General features: G+C 69.6%; 20 protein-coding genes. 13 read left to right on the plus strand and 7 right to left on the minus strand.

What is annotated here, in order from left to right:
* Window positions 1-11 precede the first annotated feature (11 nt).
* From HS045_RS29745 to HS045_RS29760, 4 genes are all read right to left on the minus strand, one after another.
* Complete coding sequence (locus HS045_RS29745; protein WP_196454929.1) at window positions 12-341, minus strand: hypothetical protein; 330 nt, start codon at window positions 339-341, stop codon at window positions 12-14.
* Between the two features lie 34 nt (window positions 342-375).
* The gene (locus HS045_RS29750; RefSeq protein WP_196454930.1) at window positions 376-642 is read right to left on the minus strand and encodes a hypothetical protein; all 267 of its coding nucleotides are present in this window, start codon (window positions 640-642) and stop codon (window positions 376-378) included.
* A 414-nt stretch (window positions 643-1,056) separates the two neighbouring features.
* Complete coding sequence (locus HS045_RS29755; protein ID WP_196454931.1) at window positions 1,057-1,323, minus strand: hypothetical protein; 267 nt, start codon at window positions 1,321-1,323, stop codon at window positions 1,057-1,059.
* A gap of 9 nt (window positions 1,324-1,332) precedes the next feature.
* Window positions 1,333-2,754 (minus strand): helix-turn-helix domain-containing protein, encoded by a 1,422-nt coding sequence (locus HS045_RS29760; RefSeq protein WP_196454932.1) that lies wholly within the window; start codon window positions 2,752-2,754, stop codon window positions 1,333-1,335.
* A 497-nt stretch (window positions 2,755-3,251) separates the two neighbouring features.
* Between HS045_RS29760 and HS045_RS29765 the strand changes: the two genes are divergently transcribed.
* The gene (locus HS045_RS29765) at window positions 3,252-3,935 is read left to right on the plus strand and encodes a hypothetical protein (protein WP_196454933.1); all 684 of its coding nucleotides are present in this window, start codon (window positions 3,252-3,254) and stop codon (window positions 3,933-3,935) included.
* Between the two features lie 28 nt (window positions 3,936-3,963).
* Here HS045_RS29765 and HS045_RS29770 read toward each other — a convergent pair whose 3' ends face one another.
* Both HS045_RS29770 and ligA read right to left on the minus strand, forming a co-directional pair.
* On the minus strand, window positions 3,964-4,932 hold the full coding sequence (locus HS045_RS29770; protein ID WP_196454934.1) for a hypothetical protein: 969 nt from the start codon (window positions 4,930-4,932) through the stop codon (window positions 3,964-3,966).
* A gap of 304 nt (window positions 4,933-5,236) precedes the next feature.
* Window positions 5,237-7,315 carry an NAD-dependent DNA ligase LigA gene (gene ligA / locus HS045_RS29775; protein ID WP_196454935.1) on the minus strand — a complete coding sequence of 693 codons (2,079 nt, stop codon included), beginning with the start codon at window positions 7,313-7,315 and terminating at the stop codon, window positions 5,237-5,239.
* A gap of 192 nt (window positions 7,316-7,507) precedes the next feature.
* On the opposite strand from ligA, the gene HS045_RS29780 reads away from it, so the two are divergent.
* The 10 genes from HS045_RS29780 to HS045_RS29825 all read left to right on the plus strand — a co-directional run bounded on the left by HS045_RS29780 (window position 7,508) and on the right by HS045_RS29825 (window position 13,324).
* Entirely contained in the window at window positions 7,508-8,245 is a 738-nt protein-coding gene (locus HS045_RS29780) for a Sir2 family NAD-dependent protein deacetylase (RefSeq protein WP_307827794.1), read from the plus strand.
* Between the two features lie 121 nt (window positions 8,246-8,366).
* Entirely contained in the window at window positions 8,367-8,651 is a 285-nt protein-coding gene (locus tag HS045_RS29785) for a hypothetical protein (protein WP_196454936.1), read from the plus strand.
* Entirely contained in the window at window positions 8,648-9,388 is a 741-nt protein-coding gene (locus tag HS045_RS29790; RefSeq protein ID WP_196454937.1) for a hypothetical protein, read from the plus strand. Before HS045_RS29785 ends, HS045_RS29790 begins: the two co-directional genes overlap by 4 nt.
* Before the next feature lies 1 nt (window position 9,389).
* On the plus strand, window positions 9,390-9,662 hold the full coding sequence (locus HS045_RS29795; RefSeq protein WP_196454938.1) for a hypothetical protein: 273 nt from the start codon (window positions 9,390-9,392) through the stop codon (window positions 9,660-9,662).
* Window positions 9,659-9,973 carry a hypothetical protein gene (locus HS045_RS29800; RefSeq protein ID WP_196454939.1) on the plus strand — a complete coding sequence of 105 codons (315 nt, stop codon included), beginning with the start codon at window positions 9,659-9,661 and terminating at the stop codon, window positions 9,971-9,973. Before HS045_RS29795 ends, HS045_RS29800 begins: the two co-directional genes overlap by 4 nt.
* A 134-nt stretch (window positions 9,974-10,107) precedes the next feature.
* Window positions 10,108-10,398: a hypothetical protein gene (locus tag HS045_RS29805; protein ID WP_196454940.1), complete on the plus strand. Its 291-nt coding sequence runs from the start codon at window positions 10,108-10,110 to the stop codon at window positions 10,396-10,398.
* On the plus strand, window positions 10,395-10,934 hold the full coding sequence (locus tag HS045_RS29810; protein ID WP_196454941.1) for a hypothetical protein: 540 nt from the start codon (window positions 10,395-10,397) through the stop codon (window positions 10,932-10,934). Before HS045_RS29805 ends, HS045_RS29810 begins: the two co-directional genes overlap by 4 nt.
* Window positions 10,935-10,979: 45 nt before the next feature.
* Window positions 10,980-11,342 carry a hypothetical protein gene (locus HS045_RS29815; protein WP_196454942.1) on the plus strand — a complete coding sequence of 121 codons (363 nt, stop codon included), beginning with the start codon at window positions 10,980-10,982 and terminating at the stop codon, window positions 11,340-11,342.
* Window positions 11,339-12,274: a hypothetical protein gene (locus HS045_RS29820; RefSeq protein ID WP_196454943.1), complete on the plus strand. Its 936-nt coding sequence runs from the start codon at window positions 11,339-11,341 to the stop codon at window positions 12,272-12,274. The genes HS045_RS29815 and HS045_RS29820 overlap by 4 nt, the downstream gene beginning before the upstream one ends.
* Window positions 12,275-12,493: 219 nt before the next feature.
* The gene (locus HS045_RS29825) at window positions 12,494-13,324 is read left to right on the plus strand and encodes a hypothetical protein (protein WP_196454944.1); all 831 of its coding nucleotides are present in this window, start codon (window positions 12,494-12,496) and stop codon (window positions 13,322-13,324) included.
* Window positions 13,325-13,387: 63 nt separating this feature from the next.
* Here HS045_RS29825 and HS045_RS29830 read toward each other — a convergent pair whose 3' ends face one another.
* Window positions 13,388-13,777: a hypothetical protein gene (locus HS045_RS29830; RefSeq protein WP_196454945.1), complete on the minus strand. Its 390-nt coding sequence runs from the start codon at window positions 13,775-13,777 to the stop codon at window positions 13,388-13,390.
* Window positions 13,778-13,957: 180 nt separating this feature from the next.
* Here HS045_RS29830 and HS045_RS29835 point away from each other — a divergent pair, with 180 nt between their 5' ends.
* Window positions 13,958-14,581 carry a helix-turn-helix domain-containing protein gene (locus tag HS045_RS29835; protein ID WP_307827795.1) on the plus strand — a complete coding sequence of 208 codons (624 nt, stop codon included), beginning with the start codon at window positions 13,958-13,960 and terminating at the stop codon, window positions 14,579-14,581.
* Between the two features lie 300 nt (window positions 14,582-14,881).
* A complete protein-coding gene (locus HS045_RS29840; protein ID WP_196454946.1) occupies window positions 14,882-15,817 on the plus strand; it encodes a hypothetical protein in 936 nt (311 codons plus the stop codon).
* The last annotated feature ends 19 nt before the right edge of the window (window positions 15,818-15,836 follow it).

Raw genomic sequence — 15,836 nt, forward strand, 5'->3', positions numbered from 1 at the left:
GTGCCTTTCCGTCAGCAGAATGCGTGGTCGAGGAACGGTACGCCGCCCTCGGCGCGGAAGGAGATGTGGTGCCTGGCGTGGGCGCGCACCGGCTCGGGGCTGGTGGCGGGCCGCCGGGTGGCCCAGGCCAGGAACTCCTCGGCGCTCATGGTGCAGCCGTGCTCGGCGCGGATGACGACGCCGGGCGCGGTCAGGAACGCCGTCCATGCCGCGACCGTGGTCAGACCCAGGTCGGGGTGGGCGCGGAACAGGAACTCCCAGCCACCGGTGTGTTTGCCGATGTGCAGGCCCTCGGCTGCAGGGTCGGTGCCGAGAGTGATCGCGTAGTAGTTGACGCTCATGGGCGGATCCCTTCCCGGGGAAGGGGGGCGCCGGTCATCGCGGGCCGTCCGGGGCGTCGGGGTGCTCGATGCAGATCGCGCGGATCGCGGTCGGGCCGATGAGGGAGCGGCTCCCGTAGAAGTCGACGATCATGGTGCTGTCGGGGCCGGACCCGGTCAGGGTGCCGACGCCGCTTCCGCCGATCCGGTCGGGGAAGGTGAAGCGCACCCGCTGGCCGGCGTACAGGACGACTCCGGTCGGGTGGGTGCCGATCGCAGCGGGCGGCGCCGGATCGTCCGGCAGGCGGAACAGGAGATCCATCGGGTCGTCCTCTCCTTCGAGGGTCGTCAAGGCTGGTGATACAGAAGGTCGTCGCGGATACTCCGGTACCCCGGGGCGGGGAAGGCGTCGGGTAAACGGTCGGTGGGCATCGGTGGCTCCTTCGCGGGGGCCGACCTGTGGTTGATCCTGCAGGACCGGGTGGGATGGTCAGGCGTAGGGATGGTGCTCGGAGCAGGGGCCGACCGTCCGGCAGCCGATCGTCTGGCACATGTCCAGTCGGTCCTTGGCGGTGGTCAGGGCGTCAGTGGCGGGGCCTCGACGAGGCGGACGTCGCTGAGCCGCATGGTGACCTGGTGGGAGGACGGCACGGCACATCTCCTTCGACAGCGACTTTAAGTCCCATACCAGACAGAAAGTTTATTCTGTCTGGTATGGGACTTTCTGGGCGATAGATTACTTTCCGTCATGAAACCGGCGCAGGACGTCCTCGGTGCGCTGGAAGCGGATCCACCCCTCGCCGACACCGAGCAGCCGGCGCGGCTGCCATTCGGCCTGGCAGGGAACGCACTCGGGAATCTCAGCCTGCTCGGTGCGCCCGTCGCGGCGGATCTCCTGAGCGCGGACGCTGAGGGGTTGACCGCAGTCGGGGCAGAACCCCTCGGAGACGAACGCATAGGCACTCGCCCAGTACGACGGGTCCGTCCGCTCTTGAAATGCCATGTCCGAACTCTAATCGGCCAAGGGCGGGTCAGTGGGGATGGCGGCGGCCGCGGCCCACCGGCGGGCGTAGGCCCATTCCGGCCCCCACGTCTGCTGGCGCAGGATGCCGTCACGGGTGATCTGCCGGGCCTCGATTGCGTTGTAGGCGTGGAACAGGTCGCCGGCCAGCTGCGCGGCGGCGGCCGCCAGCTCTTGGCCGTCGTCGGCCAGGTCGTCGAGCAGGAAGTCCGCGTGGCCGGTCGCGTGGGCTTGGGCGTTGCTCCCGTACGGGCGGTCGGGGACGCCGTGCGGGCTGACGGTGGTGATGCGCACGGTGGCGTTCGGCTGAGGTAGCGCGGTGTTGCAGGGGTGCAACGCCGCATCGGCGAGCAGGGTCACCGCCGTGGCGGCCAGGCCGCCGGCACCGGTGCGGTCCCGGGCGTGTCGGGCCAGGTAGCGCAGCGCCGAAGCGATCCACAAGACGATCACGCTGTCGTGAACGTGGAGGGTGTGAACCGTCCCGACTTCGGGCTGGAGCGTGATCCTGTCAGCGCGGGATCCGCCGACATCGACGACCAGGGCGCCGGCGCCGTCGGTGTGCAACTCGGCTCGAGCGTCTTCCAGTTCATTGCGCCGGTCGGAACAGATCAGGCGGCCCTGGCCGACAGCGGCCGCGCTCAGCAGGCCCGGCTCGCCGCTGCCCAGGAGGACTTCGTCGCACTGGATGTCTTGCTGGAAAGCGCGGAAGCTGGTGCGGTCCAGCAGGAAGTCCCCCGGAACGTCGGGCGCCAGGGACACGATCAGAAACGGCCCTGATGGAGAGATGGCGCCGTTCGCCCGGGTGAGCCCGGTGACGATGTCGGTTTCGACCTGCGCCAGCCGGGTCGTCTGGTCAACGGCGGCGACGAACCGGCGCCGGTAGGCGGCGGCGATCTCGCTTTCCGACAGGTAGATCTTCTGTGAGCCGTGCCGCCGCGGGTAGCACAGCACCGAGTTCTTGCTGCCGGGCTTGACCAGCGCGTGGGGGGCAGAAGTGCTGGGCGGCACGATGATGAGCAGCAGCCCGCGGGGGGCGGTGGCGGGGCTGTTCGGGTCGGGCAGCTCGCGCAGCTCGAAAAGCGGAGTGGGGAAGATGCGGTCGGCGGCCACTTGCCGGATGCGACGCTTGATCGGGTCACCCAGGTCCACCCCGGGTGCCCTGGACGGTACAGCCGTGGCTCTGACCTCGTCCATGCCGACGACGATGACGCCGCCGCGGTGGTTGGCGAAAGCGGCGATGTCCGTCGCGATGTCTTCGTTGCCCTTGTCCCCCTGCTCATACAGGCGCTTGTAGTCGAGGTCCTCGGCCTCGGCAGCGGCGGGGTTGCCGATGAGCGCGCACAACTGCTCGTAGGTGACCTTCTCCGGAGGCGCTCCGAAGATCGCGTTGAGCCGGGCCGAGCGGAAGACCATGCCGATGCCTCCAGGATGGGTGCCGGTATCGCCACCGGTCAGCAGCCTATGGGCTCAGCGTCGTCTCTCTGGAGAAACCGGTCGTTTTCGTCGTGTGGGGCGGACGGGCTCGCCCCTCCCCCGCCGTGACCGTCCAGACTGCCGTCGCGGGGGGCGGAACCTCTATCGGCAAGATCAAAAGCCCTGAGGGCGCCTGAGCGTCTTCCGCTCCCGGGATCGACGGGCCTTGCCCAGTAGGCGGAGTTCGGCCCGCTGCGGCCATCCTGGAGCTTGTCGGTAACTGCCTTGTATGTCTTCGCAGAGCTGACGCGCGTACTGGGTGGGCTGGGTCGCCTTGTAGGGTGGCGACGGCAGATGCGCCTGCCTGAGCATCCGGCCGACCGACGCCCACGCCGTCATCGGAGCTACGGACAAGAGTCTGCGACTCGCGCACCTTTCTTCGTGCCGTTCTTCGTCGTGCGCGAGAGCGTGGGACCTCGCGCGGAAGCGAGTCAGCGGTGAGCAGGGAAGACCGGCAGCGGCGCCGGGTGATCCGGGCGCGCATGCAGAAGACCGGCGAGCCGTACGTGGTAGCTCGCCGCCACCTCATGCAGCAAGCCGAGCAGGAGACGAGTGCGCCGGCGGCGGGCTCGCCGCTGCTGCATCTGCCGGCCGACGGCTGTCCCGTATGCGGCGACTCGATCGTCGTCGACTTCGCCTACGTCCACTCCTCCCGGACGGGTGAGGCCTTCCGGTACGTCGCCGCGGTGTCGTGCGGATGCCCGGCCCAGGAGCCGCCGGCATGGATGGCGCAGGCGGTCTCGGTGCTGGAGCACATTCCGGCTCATCGGGCGCCCGCCGATCGTGTGTCCGGCTGGCCGGGCGAGAGGTTGTGCGTCGGCCCCGGGGACCGGCCAATTCTCTGGTCGCAGGCCGAGGCGCTGGTGAGGTCACCCGAGCGGGTGGTGGCCGCAGAAGAGGTGGGCTGCCAGGAGTGCGGGGGCGCGGCGGTGTCCACCGTGTTGCTGCCGCTCTATCCGTGGGAGGAGCCGCAGCCGTACGAGACGATCGTCCAGCATGCCGACGGCCGCGTCGATGAGGCGGCCCGGTGGAACGACGGGTTGCAGGCGGCGGCCGGCCACGCGGCCGTGGTGGCCATGATCACTGCTCACCCTCACTACTGGCCGGTGGCGCCGCAGTAGCCGTGGGCGGCCAAGTGAGGCCTGCGTTTCAGTTCGCCTGTCGTTTACGGCGCAGGGCGGGCAACTGCGTGGTCAGGACACGGGCGTAGGCCGCAAGCACCTGCGGGAGGGCGTCGAACCGCTGCCACAGAGCGTTGACCTCCGCCCAGGCCTGCGCGTCTTCGGCTGTCCCAGTTTCTTCCTGCTCCAGTTGGTCGGTGAGTTCGTTGGCGCGTACGTGGGCCGCCACGGCCGCCTCCACGGCGCGAGATGCTTCCGTGATCGCATCCACCGTCTCAGACGGTGCTTCGGCTGAGGTCAGGACGTGTACGAACTCCTCGGTGGTGGGCAGCAGCGGTGCCTTGTGGCTGAGCCAGGCTTCTCCCCATAGACGCCGACGGCGTGCTTCGGGTGTGTCGTCATCAACCAGAACCGGCTGGCCGTCAGGGGTGACCTTGATGGCGAGTCCGAGTCGTTCGGCGAACTCCTGGCCGCTAACCGAGGGCAGGCCCGAGCCGCTTTCTGGCGTGAACGACAGCCCGTGGTCCATTCGCACGGCGAGTTCGGCAAGCTGGCGCTGTGCCTCAGGGATGGGAGCGATCAGGGCGAGTTCTTCGCTGTCCATGCGGCCGCCTGGGTCGGCGGCCGCGGCCCGGGCGTGGGTCAGCGGGGTTCTGGTGAGTGCGGCCATCACGGCGCAGGTCGCGACGTCGGCCCACCACGCGGTGAACTTCTGGGTCGCCGCCTGGTAGTCCTCTTCTGCGTTCTCGGCGAATATCGTCCGTTGGTTATGCAGCGAGCTCAACGGGTCGGGCCGCACCGTGCCGGTCGGTGAGCTGTGCATGGGGCTCTGGTCGTCTTCAGCGGAGAGAGCCGCGAGCGACCGTTCGGCCTCGGCGTGGGCGGCGAGCAGGTAGTCACAGGCGTCGGCGAGTGCCTGCAGAATGTGGTCGATTTCCGCGTCGCTCATCGCCTGCGCCGCTGTGGCCGGGGGTGTTGGGACGTCGCGCGTTGTCACCGCAGCCTCCTCGTTCGGAAACAGTCGGTTGTGCTGTGGTCCTGCTGGCCGCCAGGGGAAGGCTATCGGCGAGGTGCGCCGATGGGGCCGGAATCGGGGTGCTGCCCGGCTTCCTGAGGATCGCCGTGGCGAGGCCTGCCCACCTGCCAGTGTTGTTCACACGGGTCCGACGGCCTTCGGCTCGCCTTCGCGTGGAGTGAGGTCGCCGATCCGGTAGGAGAGCTTGCTCACGCCAGGACCCTGCGGGCGCCCGAGTGGGCAGCCCGCGACACAGAGCGGGCTGCCCACCAGAAGCGTGAGGGTGTTACAGCAGAAAGTCGCTGACCAGGTCCGCGAACTCCTCAGGGGTGACGATGGGCACTCCGAGGGACTCGGCCTTGGCCCGCTTGGAGCCCGCGTTGTCGCCCGCGACGAGCAGGGCGGTCCTGGCGGAGACCGACGAGGACGACCTGCCACCCGCGCGCTCGATCAGCTCGTTGACCTGGTTGCGCGTCAGCGCTTCCAGCCGGCCGGTCATCGAACCCGTGGCGACCACGGACTTGCCCGTCAGAGGCAGTTCGGCCGCCGGGGTGTCGCTCTGGCTCTGGCCGTCGGTGGCCGTGGTGGCGCCGGGCTCGGTCATATTCACGCCGGCCGCGATCAACTTGGCGATGAGCGGACGCAGTTCGGTCAGCTCAGCCAGCATGAGCGTGGCCTTCTCGATGCCCATGCCTTCCACCGCCTGGATGGCCTCGGCGTCGGCGGCGAGGATGGCCTCCATCGTGCCGAAGTGCCGGGCGATGCGTCGACTCATGGCGCGGCCGGTCCCTCGGACGCCGAGCGCGGCGAAGACCCGGCTCAAGGGCTGGGACTTGGCCGCCTCAATCGCGGCGAGCAGCTTGTCGGTGTTGGTCTCGCCCATGCGGTCCAGGCTGAGGAGCTGCTCGCGGGTGAGGGTGAACAGGTCGCCGAAGTCGGCGATGTATCCCGCGTTCAAGAGCTGGACGACGCGGGTCTCCCCCATGCCCTCGATGTCGAGCTGGTCGCGGCCCGTCGCGTAGGTGATGGAGGTGATGGCGCGGCATGCCCGGCCGCGCAGGCACCGCCAGCGTTCCTGGCTGGTGTCGATCTCGCCGCGGCAATTGGGGCACGCCGTGGGGAAGACGATGTCTTGTTCGTCGCCGGTCCGCAGGTGGGCTACCGGGGCCTGGACCCTCGGGATCACGTCACCGGCCTTGTAAACGGTGACATGATCACCGATCTTCAGGTCGCGGCGGGTGATATCGCTCGGGTTGTGCAAGGTGGCGAATGTGATGGTGCTTCCGTCGATCTCGACTGGCTCCAGTTCGGCGCGCGGGGCGATGATACCGGTACGGCCCACCGCCCATGTCACCGCTTTCAGCTTGGTGATCTTCTCGGTGGCGGGCAGCTTGTAGGCGATCGCCCAGCGCGGCACCCGGCTGCCGAACCCGGCCTCGGCTTGGTCAGTAGCCAGGTCGGCCTTTATGACGATTCCATCGATGGCAAAGGGCAACTCCGACCGTAGCGTGGCGATCTGCTCGATGCGGGCCTGGATCTCCTCGGCGGTGCCGGCGACGATGCCGGCGACCGTGGTGCCGGCAGTGGTGGCCACACCGAGCTTGGCGACCAGGTCCATGATCTGGCTGTGCGGCAGTGTGCGCAGCTGCTCGGCCAGGCCGGAGGGGTCGTTCGCTGGCAGCGGCATCGCGCTGTAGCCGAAGAAGGTCAGCTCGCAGACGTACTTTCTGTCTTTGGCCCGCAGGGTGCCGGCGGCGGCGTTGCGGGCGTTGGCGAACGTGGTGCCGTCGTGAGCGAGGCGCTTTTCGCAGGCTGCCTCGAACTGGGCGTTGGTCATCAGCACCTCCCCCCGAATTTCGATCGTGACGGGTTCGGTGAGGGTGTCGGGCAGGCCGACGATGGTGCCGGTCGCTCGGGTGACGTCCTCGCCCTGGGTGCCGTCTCCGCGGGTGACGAGCTGGACCAAGCGGCCATCTCGGTAGCGGGCCGCGATCGCCAGCCCGTCGAGCTTCGGCTCCACGCTCCAGGCGGTGACGGGGCGGGCCAGGCGGCGCTCCAGTCCGGCGATCCACTTGGTCAGGTCGGGTGCGGAGAAGACGTTGTCGAGGCTGAGCATCGGCACGGTGTGCGGGACGTCGCCTTCGACGGCGCCGCCGGCCACCTTGCCGGTGGGCGAGTCGGGTAGCACCTGGTCGGGGTGGGCACGCTCGTAGGCCTCGATGCCGCGCACCAGGCGGTCATAGGCGTCGTCGTCCAGGCTGGAGTCACCCGCTCCGTAGTACGCGGTGGTGGCGTCGAGGGCCGTTTGCACGGCGGCGACGTAGGCGACCTGGTCGTCGAGGTGGGTGTGGGGTGCGTCGGTCATGGGGTTATCGTGCCGGGGCGGACCGACAAACGGATACTCGTGACGGTGAGGCGTTATTGCCGCTGGTGAGGCAGGGCGACGGGTGATTCTTTGACCTAGCAACTAATAGTCATGTATTATTTTATACGTAATGAAGGGTGATGATGTGGAGCCCTTCATGTCCTTCCCTGCAAGAAACGGAAACCACCGCTGGTGAACCCCACCTCCATCGCGCCGGTCGTCGTCATGACCGGCGCCGGCATCTCCACCGAGTCCGGCATCCCCGACTATCGCGGGCCCGCCGGGCTGTGGCGGACCGACCCCGAGTACCAAAAGCTCGTCACCATCGACTACTACCTCGCCGACGCCGACATTCGCCGCCGCTCCTGGCGCTTCCGCATGGACAGCCCCGCCTGGACAGCCGAGCCGAACCCCGCGCACGCGGCGCTGGTGAAGCTGGAGCGCTCCGGCAGGCTCGCCTGGCTGATCACCCAGAACGTCGACGGCCTGCACCAGAAGGCGGGCTCGGACCCGGCGCGCGTGCTGGAGTTGCACGGCAACATGTTCGGCGTCGTGTGCACCGGGTGCGCGGCCCGCTCCACCCTGGCCGCGGCACGCGAGCGCATCGAGGCCGGCGACCCCGACCCGGCGTGCCAGGCCTGCGGCGCCATCCTGAAGACGGCCACCGTCATGTTCGGCGAGAACCTCGACGAGCAGACGCGGCTGCAGGCGATCGAGGCGGCCGAGCGCTGCGAGACGTTCGTCGTCATCGGTACCTCGTTGCAGGTGCAGCCGGCCGCCTCGCTGGCGCAGATCGCGCTGGAGTCCGGATCCCGCCTCATCATCGTCAACGGCGGGTCGACGCCGTACGACGGAGTCGCCGCGGAGGTGATCCGCGAGCCGATCGGGACCGCGGTCCCCCTCCTGATCGAGCGGCTCATCAGCGGGTGACCAGCCGGGGGGGGCGTCCCGGGTGCGGGGAAGGAAACATCCCCGTCCGGGACGGCCAGCCCCCGAGGCGACGTTAACTCCAAATTATGTTCTACTTCGCCTCCCCATCCTGGAGAGGCTCATGATCAACGCCGTTGCGCCGCACCGCATCAGCTTCATCGACCGCGCGGCGGTGACGAGCGCGGCATGCGCGATGGTGACGACACCGCTCACCCGCCGTCAGTTGCGCCGCATCCTGCTGTTCGGTCGCCTGCTCGGCCTGGCGGTCGAGCACGGCCATGACGGCGGCAGGTGGCATCGGATGCACGTCGTCACGGCGAGCGGGTCCGGTGACGCCGCGGCGGTGTTCACCCGCCGCACCGGCGGGGCGCTGGGCGATGCGCTGTTCATGCTGAGGTCGCGGTGAGCGTCGAGGTGCGGCGGGTGCCGCTCGACTTCGACGCCCCGCTCGGCCAGGTGTGGCAGGGGTATGTGGCGCCGGCCGAGCTGCGGATGCCGCTTTGCCCGGCCTGCCGGTACGGCCACACCGCCGCCCGGGAATGGCTGGAGACGTTCACCCACCTGCTGCTGATGCTGGCCGACGAGACGACGGCCGCAGTGCGGCGCAAGCGCGCCCGCGGCCAGGCGACGACGATGCACCCCTACTTCCAGCACCTGCTGGACCAGCCGCCGACCCGGCCGGGTGACGACATCGAGGAGCTGACCGTCGGCCTGGCCGGGCGGCCGCCGCGCGACGGTATGCACGACGGGCTGGACCGGTGGAACGCAACCAAGGCGATCATCACGGCCGCCGGCTTGGACCCGCAGACCTGGGGAGTGTGCGCCCGGTGCAGCGGCGAGGGACGCATCGAGGCATGCCCGGGGCAAGCCGCACAGTTGGCCGCCTGGCAGCCGGTGCCGCCGCCGGAAGGGCCGGGCTGGCAGTTGTGGTCGACCTCGGGTGACCCGACGCCGACCACGCCGGTGTTCGCCACCGCCGACGGGCTCGTCGACCACCTGGTGCGCGAGCAGGGCTACCGGGAGGCCGCGGCGCGGCAGGTGATCGCTGACGGCGGCTCGATCGGGTCGCTGTGGCTGGTGGGCGGACAACCGTATCACGCGGCCCGGGACGCCGACCAGACTGCCGTTATGAGAAAGGAGTGAGGTGGCCGCTTCACGCGAGACGGTGATGGCCTGGCTGGAGCAGGTCGCCGAGCACTGGCACGCGAGCACCCCGGCACCGCTGTGCCCGGCACGGCCCGATGTTGATGATCTGTGGATCAGTTACACCGCGGGCGTGTACCTGCCGGAAGGTGAGCGTGCCCGCCACGTGGGTGAACTGGCGGTCACCTTCCATGCCCGGCTGGTGGACGGCAGTCAGGTGGCCACCAGCGCGCGGTCGGTGTCGCTGCCGACGCTGATGGGAGGCCGATCGTGACGGGCACCGAGATGGCCGAACTCGTCCGGCCGGCGGAGGCTCACCGCCCGGCGGGGCCCACCGAGGATGAGGTACGGCAGTGGCTGGAGTGCCTGGCCGACCAGTGGCGTCGCGGCCAGGTCGCGCCGCCGCGTCCCTCCTGGGAGAAGGCGGTCACCGAGCTGTGGGTCAGTTACGGCGGACAGATGGATCTGGGATCGGAAACGCCGTACGGCCGAGGGTGGGTCACCTTCCACGCCCGGCTGGTGGACGGCCGCGTGGTCGTTTCCACGCGGCGGCCTTTGACCGAGGAGGGGAACGGCAGACGGTGAAGGAAGCTGTGCTGGGGGAGCATACATCGACGACCGAGATGATCACGGAGGCAGGGCACCCGCGACGGTCCGGTGTGCACGCCAGCGGTTTTGCCCGACGGTGCCCGCGCTGCGGCGCCGGGACGCTGGCCGAGGTGCGCCGGCGGCTGAACGCGCCGAGCCGCGCGACGTACCGGTGCGGGCACGTCAGCGCGCCGGCGGCGAACCTGCTGCGGTCGGCGCCAGGGGGCGTCGATCCGGCCGCGCACCGGCAGCAGGCGCGGGAGATCATCGCCTGGGAGATGAGCGTGGCGCGGCTGCTGGTGCGCCTTGGCCTGCTCGCGCCACCCGAGGCGCTGGTGGTGACGCTGGGCGCGGACCGGACCGGCGGACGGGGGCCGGTCGGGCCGCCGCTGGCGTGGAGGCTGGCGGAGGTGACGCGATGAGCCTGATCGAGTTGGCGCAGCCGCAGATGCCTCGAGGCACCCGGCCGCACCGCTTCGCCGCCATCGTCATCCGCTCAGGACTGCTGAGCCGGTCGATCAGCGACGTGCGCACCCGTCTCGCCCAGGACCTGGGAGAGGCGTTCGTGATCGTCGCGGTGCAGGCCGACACGCTGGCCGTGGACGAGCGGCCTCGAGAGCTGACCCGGCTGGGCATTCCCGACGACGACCTGGGCCACTGGCAGGTGGTGTTCGGCTTCACCTACCGGGCGGTGCCCGGGCAGACCGACTTCGTCGTGCTGCGCTCAAGTCCGGCCGTTGCACCCGGGTGGATGCCGCCCGGCACCGAGGGCAAGGTCATCGCCCGCGCCGATCTGCCGGCCGGGCCAGTGGTGGTGCCGCTGACCATCCTGCCCGCACGCCGGCCAGGCGCCGCAGCCGACGCGCCCGTTAAGCACGGCGTCGGCGAACCCACCGGTGAAGTCGAGATTCACGACGGCCGAGTGGCCGAGGTGTACGAAGTGCGGCGGCCCGCATGAGCGCCGCCGCGGCAAAACGAGGAACCGTGAACGATACGCCGATCGTTGACCGACTTTCGCGGCAACCCCTACACCGTCGGCACGACCATCGTGTACGCGCGCATGTCGGGCCGCTCCTGCGAACTGCAGGAGGCGGTTACCTGCGACATCTGGCGGACCTACCGTGACCGGGACACGTGGACGTGGAAACGCTACGACGCCGCGGCGGCCGCCGCCGTCGGCCCGATCACCGAGAACGACCTGGAGTGGCGGGTGAGGGCGGCGCCGACCGGCAGGGGAAGCCGTGGCTTCTTCCGCGCCAGCGACGCCTACGTCGAAGGGCCGGACGGTAGCCGTCAGCGGGTGGAGAGCGCACCGAAACCGGCTGCGCTGACTGTGATCGACAACATCATGGTGGCCGGGCCGTGAGCCGGATCCGCTTCACCTCCCCCAGCGGGCAGGCGGAGTTGCTCGGCAGCGAGTACGCCCACCTGGGCCTGCTGTGCCGGCGCATCGCGCTGGGCCTGCTCGACCTGCACGGGATCGGTAGCCCGGTCCGTGATCGGCTGTGGGACCTGACTCCGGCCAACCACACCGCGCGCCGCTACCGCACCGGCGAGCCCGGCTGGCTGAACGGGTGGGCGTCGGCCTACCGGTCGTCGTTCTTCACCGATGCCGAAGGGCTCATCGTGTTCGGCGGCTGCAAGGTGTCCACGTTCGAGCTGGCGCTCAACACCGCGCTGCAGGTCGGCTCGGCGGGGGTGAAGTTGGCGGCGCGCGTCTACGGCCAGGCCGAGATCCACGCCTTCGTCGAAGGCCCCAACCGGGCCTGGCTGGCCGGTGTGATCGACCAGGGCCTGGCCGAAGGGGTGCTGCGGCGCGGTTTCCGCCCCGGCAGCGGGATCGATCGCGGCCCCGTTGCTGCGTGGGTGGAGACCGGGTGGGCGGCGGTGACGGAGCTGCTGCGCGCCCGGGACGACGAGCCCGTCGTGCTGTCGTCCACGTTGGGCGATACCTTCTTCCCGTCCGCCGCAGCGGTCGGCTGGCGGCCGCTGGCCGGTGCGGACCTGACGCCGCCGTCCTGGCGCGGCAGCTCGGAGTGGGAGAACCTCGGCGAGGTCGCCCGCGAGGAGTATCGAGAGGCGACCGTCGAGGAGCTGTTCGGCGACCTTGATCCTGTGGAGAAGTGGCGGGTCGCCATGGACGGGCTGCGGCGCCGCTCGCAGCGCGAGGTGCTGGAGCTGGCACCGGACGGATGGGATGCCTTCCGCTACGGACACCGGCTGTCGGTGCTGGACCTGGGGGCCGACGACTGGCGGGAGCGGCTGGCGTCCGCGCTGGATGTGCCAGTCGTCTTGTGAGCGCCGGTGCCCGCTGCCGGCGGCGGCGGAAGCGCTCCGAGGGGGCGTGCCGCACGCTTGCCCGGGCTGCCCTTCCCGGCGTCGAACTGCGGGTTACAAACGCGGGACGCTGAGCCCGTACCGTTGATCACAGAGGCCGCGTGGCCTCTGCGGTCCTGCCTCATAAGGAGTTCACCCGGAGCTTGGACGGCCCGCGCCCTACGACTTCAGGAGAGCTTCATGGCGTACTCGCTGAGCAACACGCGGGCCGCTTACCGCCGCGCCAAGGTCTTCGGTGAGGAACTGCTCGCCGCCGGGGATGCGATCGTCGCGTCCGGAGGGGTGACGGTGCTTGAGCCGTACCAGGTGATCTTCCCCACGATGTACGGCTGGTGGCGCTTCATCAATCACAGCGCGCGCCTGCTGTGGCAGGCGACCGAGAGCGGCTTCTCGGCTGAGGTGTCGGCGCTGATGCGCAACATCGTCGACCACACGTACTCCATGGTGTGGCTGGCCGACGTCGGCGAGGAAGGGCTGGTGGCCCTGGAGGACGCCCGCGCTGAGGGGATCTGGCACATCTACGAGGAGGCCAAGAAGGCGGGCTGGACGACTCCGCCGGAGACGGATCTGCCGCCGGTCCCGGTGGAGCCGTCCGACCCGGCCGAGCGCAAGCGGTACCGGAAGCTCAAGGGGGAGATCACCACGTTCGTGAACCTCACGACCGCGTTCAAGGCGGAGGACATGTACGTGGTTTACCGGCATCTGTCGGACTACACCCATGCCGGGGCGGTCACTGCGGGCAGGTACGCCAAGCCGACGGGGGACGGCAAGTTCGTCCTGACCGACATGGCCCGCTCGCTGGGGGCGGTCGATGCCATCTGGACGACAGCCTCGCTCATCCAGGCGGGGCATGCCCTGTCGCGGATGGTTGAGGGTGATCCGATGAGGTCGCTGCTGGAGAAGGCGGCCAAGGACATGGGGCTCCCCTCCCCTGAGCACCTCGTGCCTGTGCGGCGGCAGAAGGAAAAGAAGCAGGGGAAGAAGGCGAAGGGCGCGACGGCCAAGAGCTGACAGCACGGCGAAGGGCCCGCTCCCCGAGTGCCGTGGGGAGCGGGCCCTTCGCCGTGCTGGGGCTCACTGGGAGGCGGCGGCGAGCGCGGCGTCTAATGCGTCGATCACGAGCGGGATGCCGTCGGCGGGGATGGTGATGCCGCAGCCGACGGGGCGCACCTTGGCGGTGTTGTTGAAGAGGAAGACCTTCTGCAGGTCGATGGCGATGCCGTCACCGTCGGGCCCGACGGTGAGGGCGAACCCGAGGCCGACGTACATGTTGACGTCGGTGCTGGGCGGGCTGCTCAGCAGGAGCTTGAGGTGCTTCATCCTGTGACCCTTGAGGGTGACGCCCCAGTCGCCGAGGTCGAGGAAGACGCCTCGGCCCTTCGGGCTCGGGCTGATGGTGAAGGTCGAGCTGGTGGAGGCGAAGTCGCACGTCGTGGTGCCGGTGTCGTCGGTGATGTTCAACATGGGTCCCCATCTGCAGTCGCCAAAATTCCCTTATATGCTTATAGTTTAGTATAGGAGAGTTAATAAGGCAAGGGGTGTTGATCTTGCCCGGCATCCGCCAGCGCACCAGGCCAGATGAGAGGAGATGGACGCGGCACGGCAAAGATGACCTAAGCGCCGCCGCGGAGTAGACATCGCCCCGTGACTTTCTGCCTGCCCGACCGGGCCACCATGAGCGTCGCGGAGGCTGCCGCCGTCCTGGGCGTGCATCGCGACGCCGCCTACGCCGCCGTCCATCGTGGCGAGATTCCGCACATCCGCATCGGCCGGCTCATCCGGGTGCCCACCGCGGCGCTCGCCGCTCTGCTGGGGTTACCGGTCCCGGCGGCCGCCGACCCCGCCCCCTCCCCCGTCTCCGAGGAGAAGCCAGTGGAGCTGACGCCCGAACTCCGCGACGGGCTGGACGACCACCTCCGCGGCGACACTTCCCCGCGATCCGCCGCTGCGGCGAGCAGCGTCGCCGAGTCCACCGTCCACCATTGCCTGGCTGAGGGCCAGGCCGATGCTGCTCCCCCGGACTACCGGAGGATCTACGACGCGGTCGCCGCAGCCAAGGCCGTACCCGAAACCGAGGCGGACTTGATCTGGGCCGTGGTGGAAGACGCCCTGGGCGGTGCCCTGATCAAGGAGACCGTACGGCCGGACGGCACGGTCGAGCGTGAGTTCAGCGCGCCCAACGAGCGGCTGCTCAACAGCCTGCCCGGCCCCTGGCGGCAACTGGTGGAAACCGTACGCGAGGAGCTCGCTGCCCCGCCTGCGCGGTGACGCCTCCAGGGTGCTGCCGCGCCGGCGCGGCAGCACCCCCGCCCGCCTTTGTCGCGCTCCGGCACCGCGAGGAACCACACGCCGTGACCCGCCGAGAAGAGATCCAGGCCGTGTTCGGCAGCTCGGACGCGCTGCCCACCGAGCGGTTCGTAGCCGGCGCGATCCGGACGCTGATGCCCGCCGGTGATCAACCTGTCTTGAAGCGGATTCGCCGATGGCGCTACGCCGCCTCGATGGCACAGGTGTGTCACCACGGCAGGAGGCGACGGCGGCCTGGGGCCGGTGCCACGCTGGCGAGTTATGAGCAGACGAAGCGGCAAGCAGGGCAAGCCGACAGGCGGATCTTCATCTTCTTCTCAGCGTCAGCAGCGGCAGCCTGTCGACGTCCAGGCCGGACGTGACCTGGACATGGTGACCGGATTCCTGCTGACCCCGCAGGACTTTCCCGGTGAGCTCAGCGATAGCTACTCGGCCGTCTGCGCCCTGCTGCGGGTCCGGCCGGAGAGCGCAGGTTATGCGGTTCTGCTCTGCCAGGACGGAGACGGTGCCCGCTGGAGCCAGATCACCACGGACACGGCCGGTTTCGCCGGAGTCCTGTCCCTCGAACAGACAGGCATTCAGACGGGATACGTTCCGCCATCCGGTACCGTGATCGCCGTGCGCCCCGGCTGGCCGCTGGAGTGCAGATACGGCTTCGCCGACCGGGCCGCACCGCACGACCTGCCGGGTGTCGCGCCGCAGGACCTGCTGCGCCCGCCGCCCGCCGACGACTTGCCCGCCGCCCGGAGGCGGAGCCTGGCCGACATCCTCTCTGAGGAGCTTGCGACGAGCGGCCGCCGCAGCAGACGCGAGTACAAGGACGACATCCTGTTCGACGCCTACAACATGGGTGATCACCCACTGGAAGTGCCGCCGCGGCTCATCGACATGCGCGTGCTCATGGACGACGACCACCCCGCCTACGCGTCCCTGCAGGCGGCGCTGGCCACGGCCTGGACCTTGAGCGAGGACCCGGCCCCGGGGCCCGGCCGCATCCGCGTCCGCAAGAGCTGGCCGCGCGATACTCCCGTGGTCCGTGCCAGCGGTGCTGACTGGACACTCGTCGCGCTCGCCGACGGCCCAGCCGTCATGCTGCTCGACGAGATTCCGGGCATTCCGCTTGCCCTGGATGAGACGCCGCGCATCGCCGAACTCGTCACGGCCCTGGCCGCAGCCGCTAAACGCTGCCCTGCCTGACCGGAGTCCTCACGCTGGC

It is taken from the genome of Planomonospora sp. ID82291 (genome assembly GCF_015711645.1).
GTDB lineage: Bacteria > Actinomycetota > Actinomycetes > Streptosporangiales > Streptosporangiaceae > Planomonospora.

Bases quoted from the DNA above. Each gene is read 5' to 3' on its own strand.
- HS045_RS29745 (WP_196454929.1), bottom strand. From the start codon at position 341: ATGAGCGTCAACTACTACGCGATCACTCTCGGCACCGACCCTGCAGCC.
- HS045_RS29750 (WP_196454930.1), bottom strand. From the start codon at position 642: ATGGATCTCCTGTTCCGCCTGCCGGACGATCCGGCGCCGCCCGCTGCG.
- HS045_RS29755 (WP_196454931.1), bottom strand. From the start codon at position 1,323: ATGGCATTTCAAGAGCGGACGGACCCGTCGTACTGGGCGAGTGCCTAT.
- HS045_RS29760 (WP_196454932.1), bottom strand. From the start codon at position 2,754: ATGGTCTTCCGCTCGGCCCGGCTCAACGCGATCTTCGGAGCGCCTCCG.
- ligA (WP_196454935.1), bottom strand. From the start codon at position 7,315: ATGACCGACGCACCCCACACCCACCTCGACGACCAGGTCGCCTACGTC.
- HS045_RS29785 (WP_196454936.1), top strand. From the start codon at position 8,367: ATGATCAACGCCGTTGCGCCGCACCGCATCAGCTTCATCGACCGCGCG.
- HS045_RS29810 (WP_196454941.1), top strand. From the start codon at position 10,395: ATGAGCCTGATCGAGTTGGCGCAGCCGCAGATGCCTCGAGGCACCCGG.
- HS045_RS29825 (WP_196454944.1), top strand. From the start codon at position 12,494: ATGGCGTACTCGCTGAGCAACACGCGGGCCGCTTACCGCCGCGCCAAG.
- HS045_RS29830 (WP_196454945.1), bottom strand. From the start codon at position 13,777: ATGTTGAACATCACCGACGACACCGGCACCACGACGTGCGACTTCGCC.
- HS045_RS29840 (WP_196454946.1), top strand. From the start codon at position 14,882: ATGAGCAGACGAAGCGGCAAGCAGGGCAAGCCGACAGGCGGATCTTCA.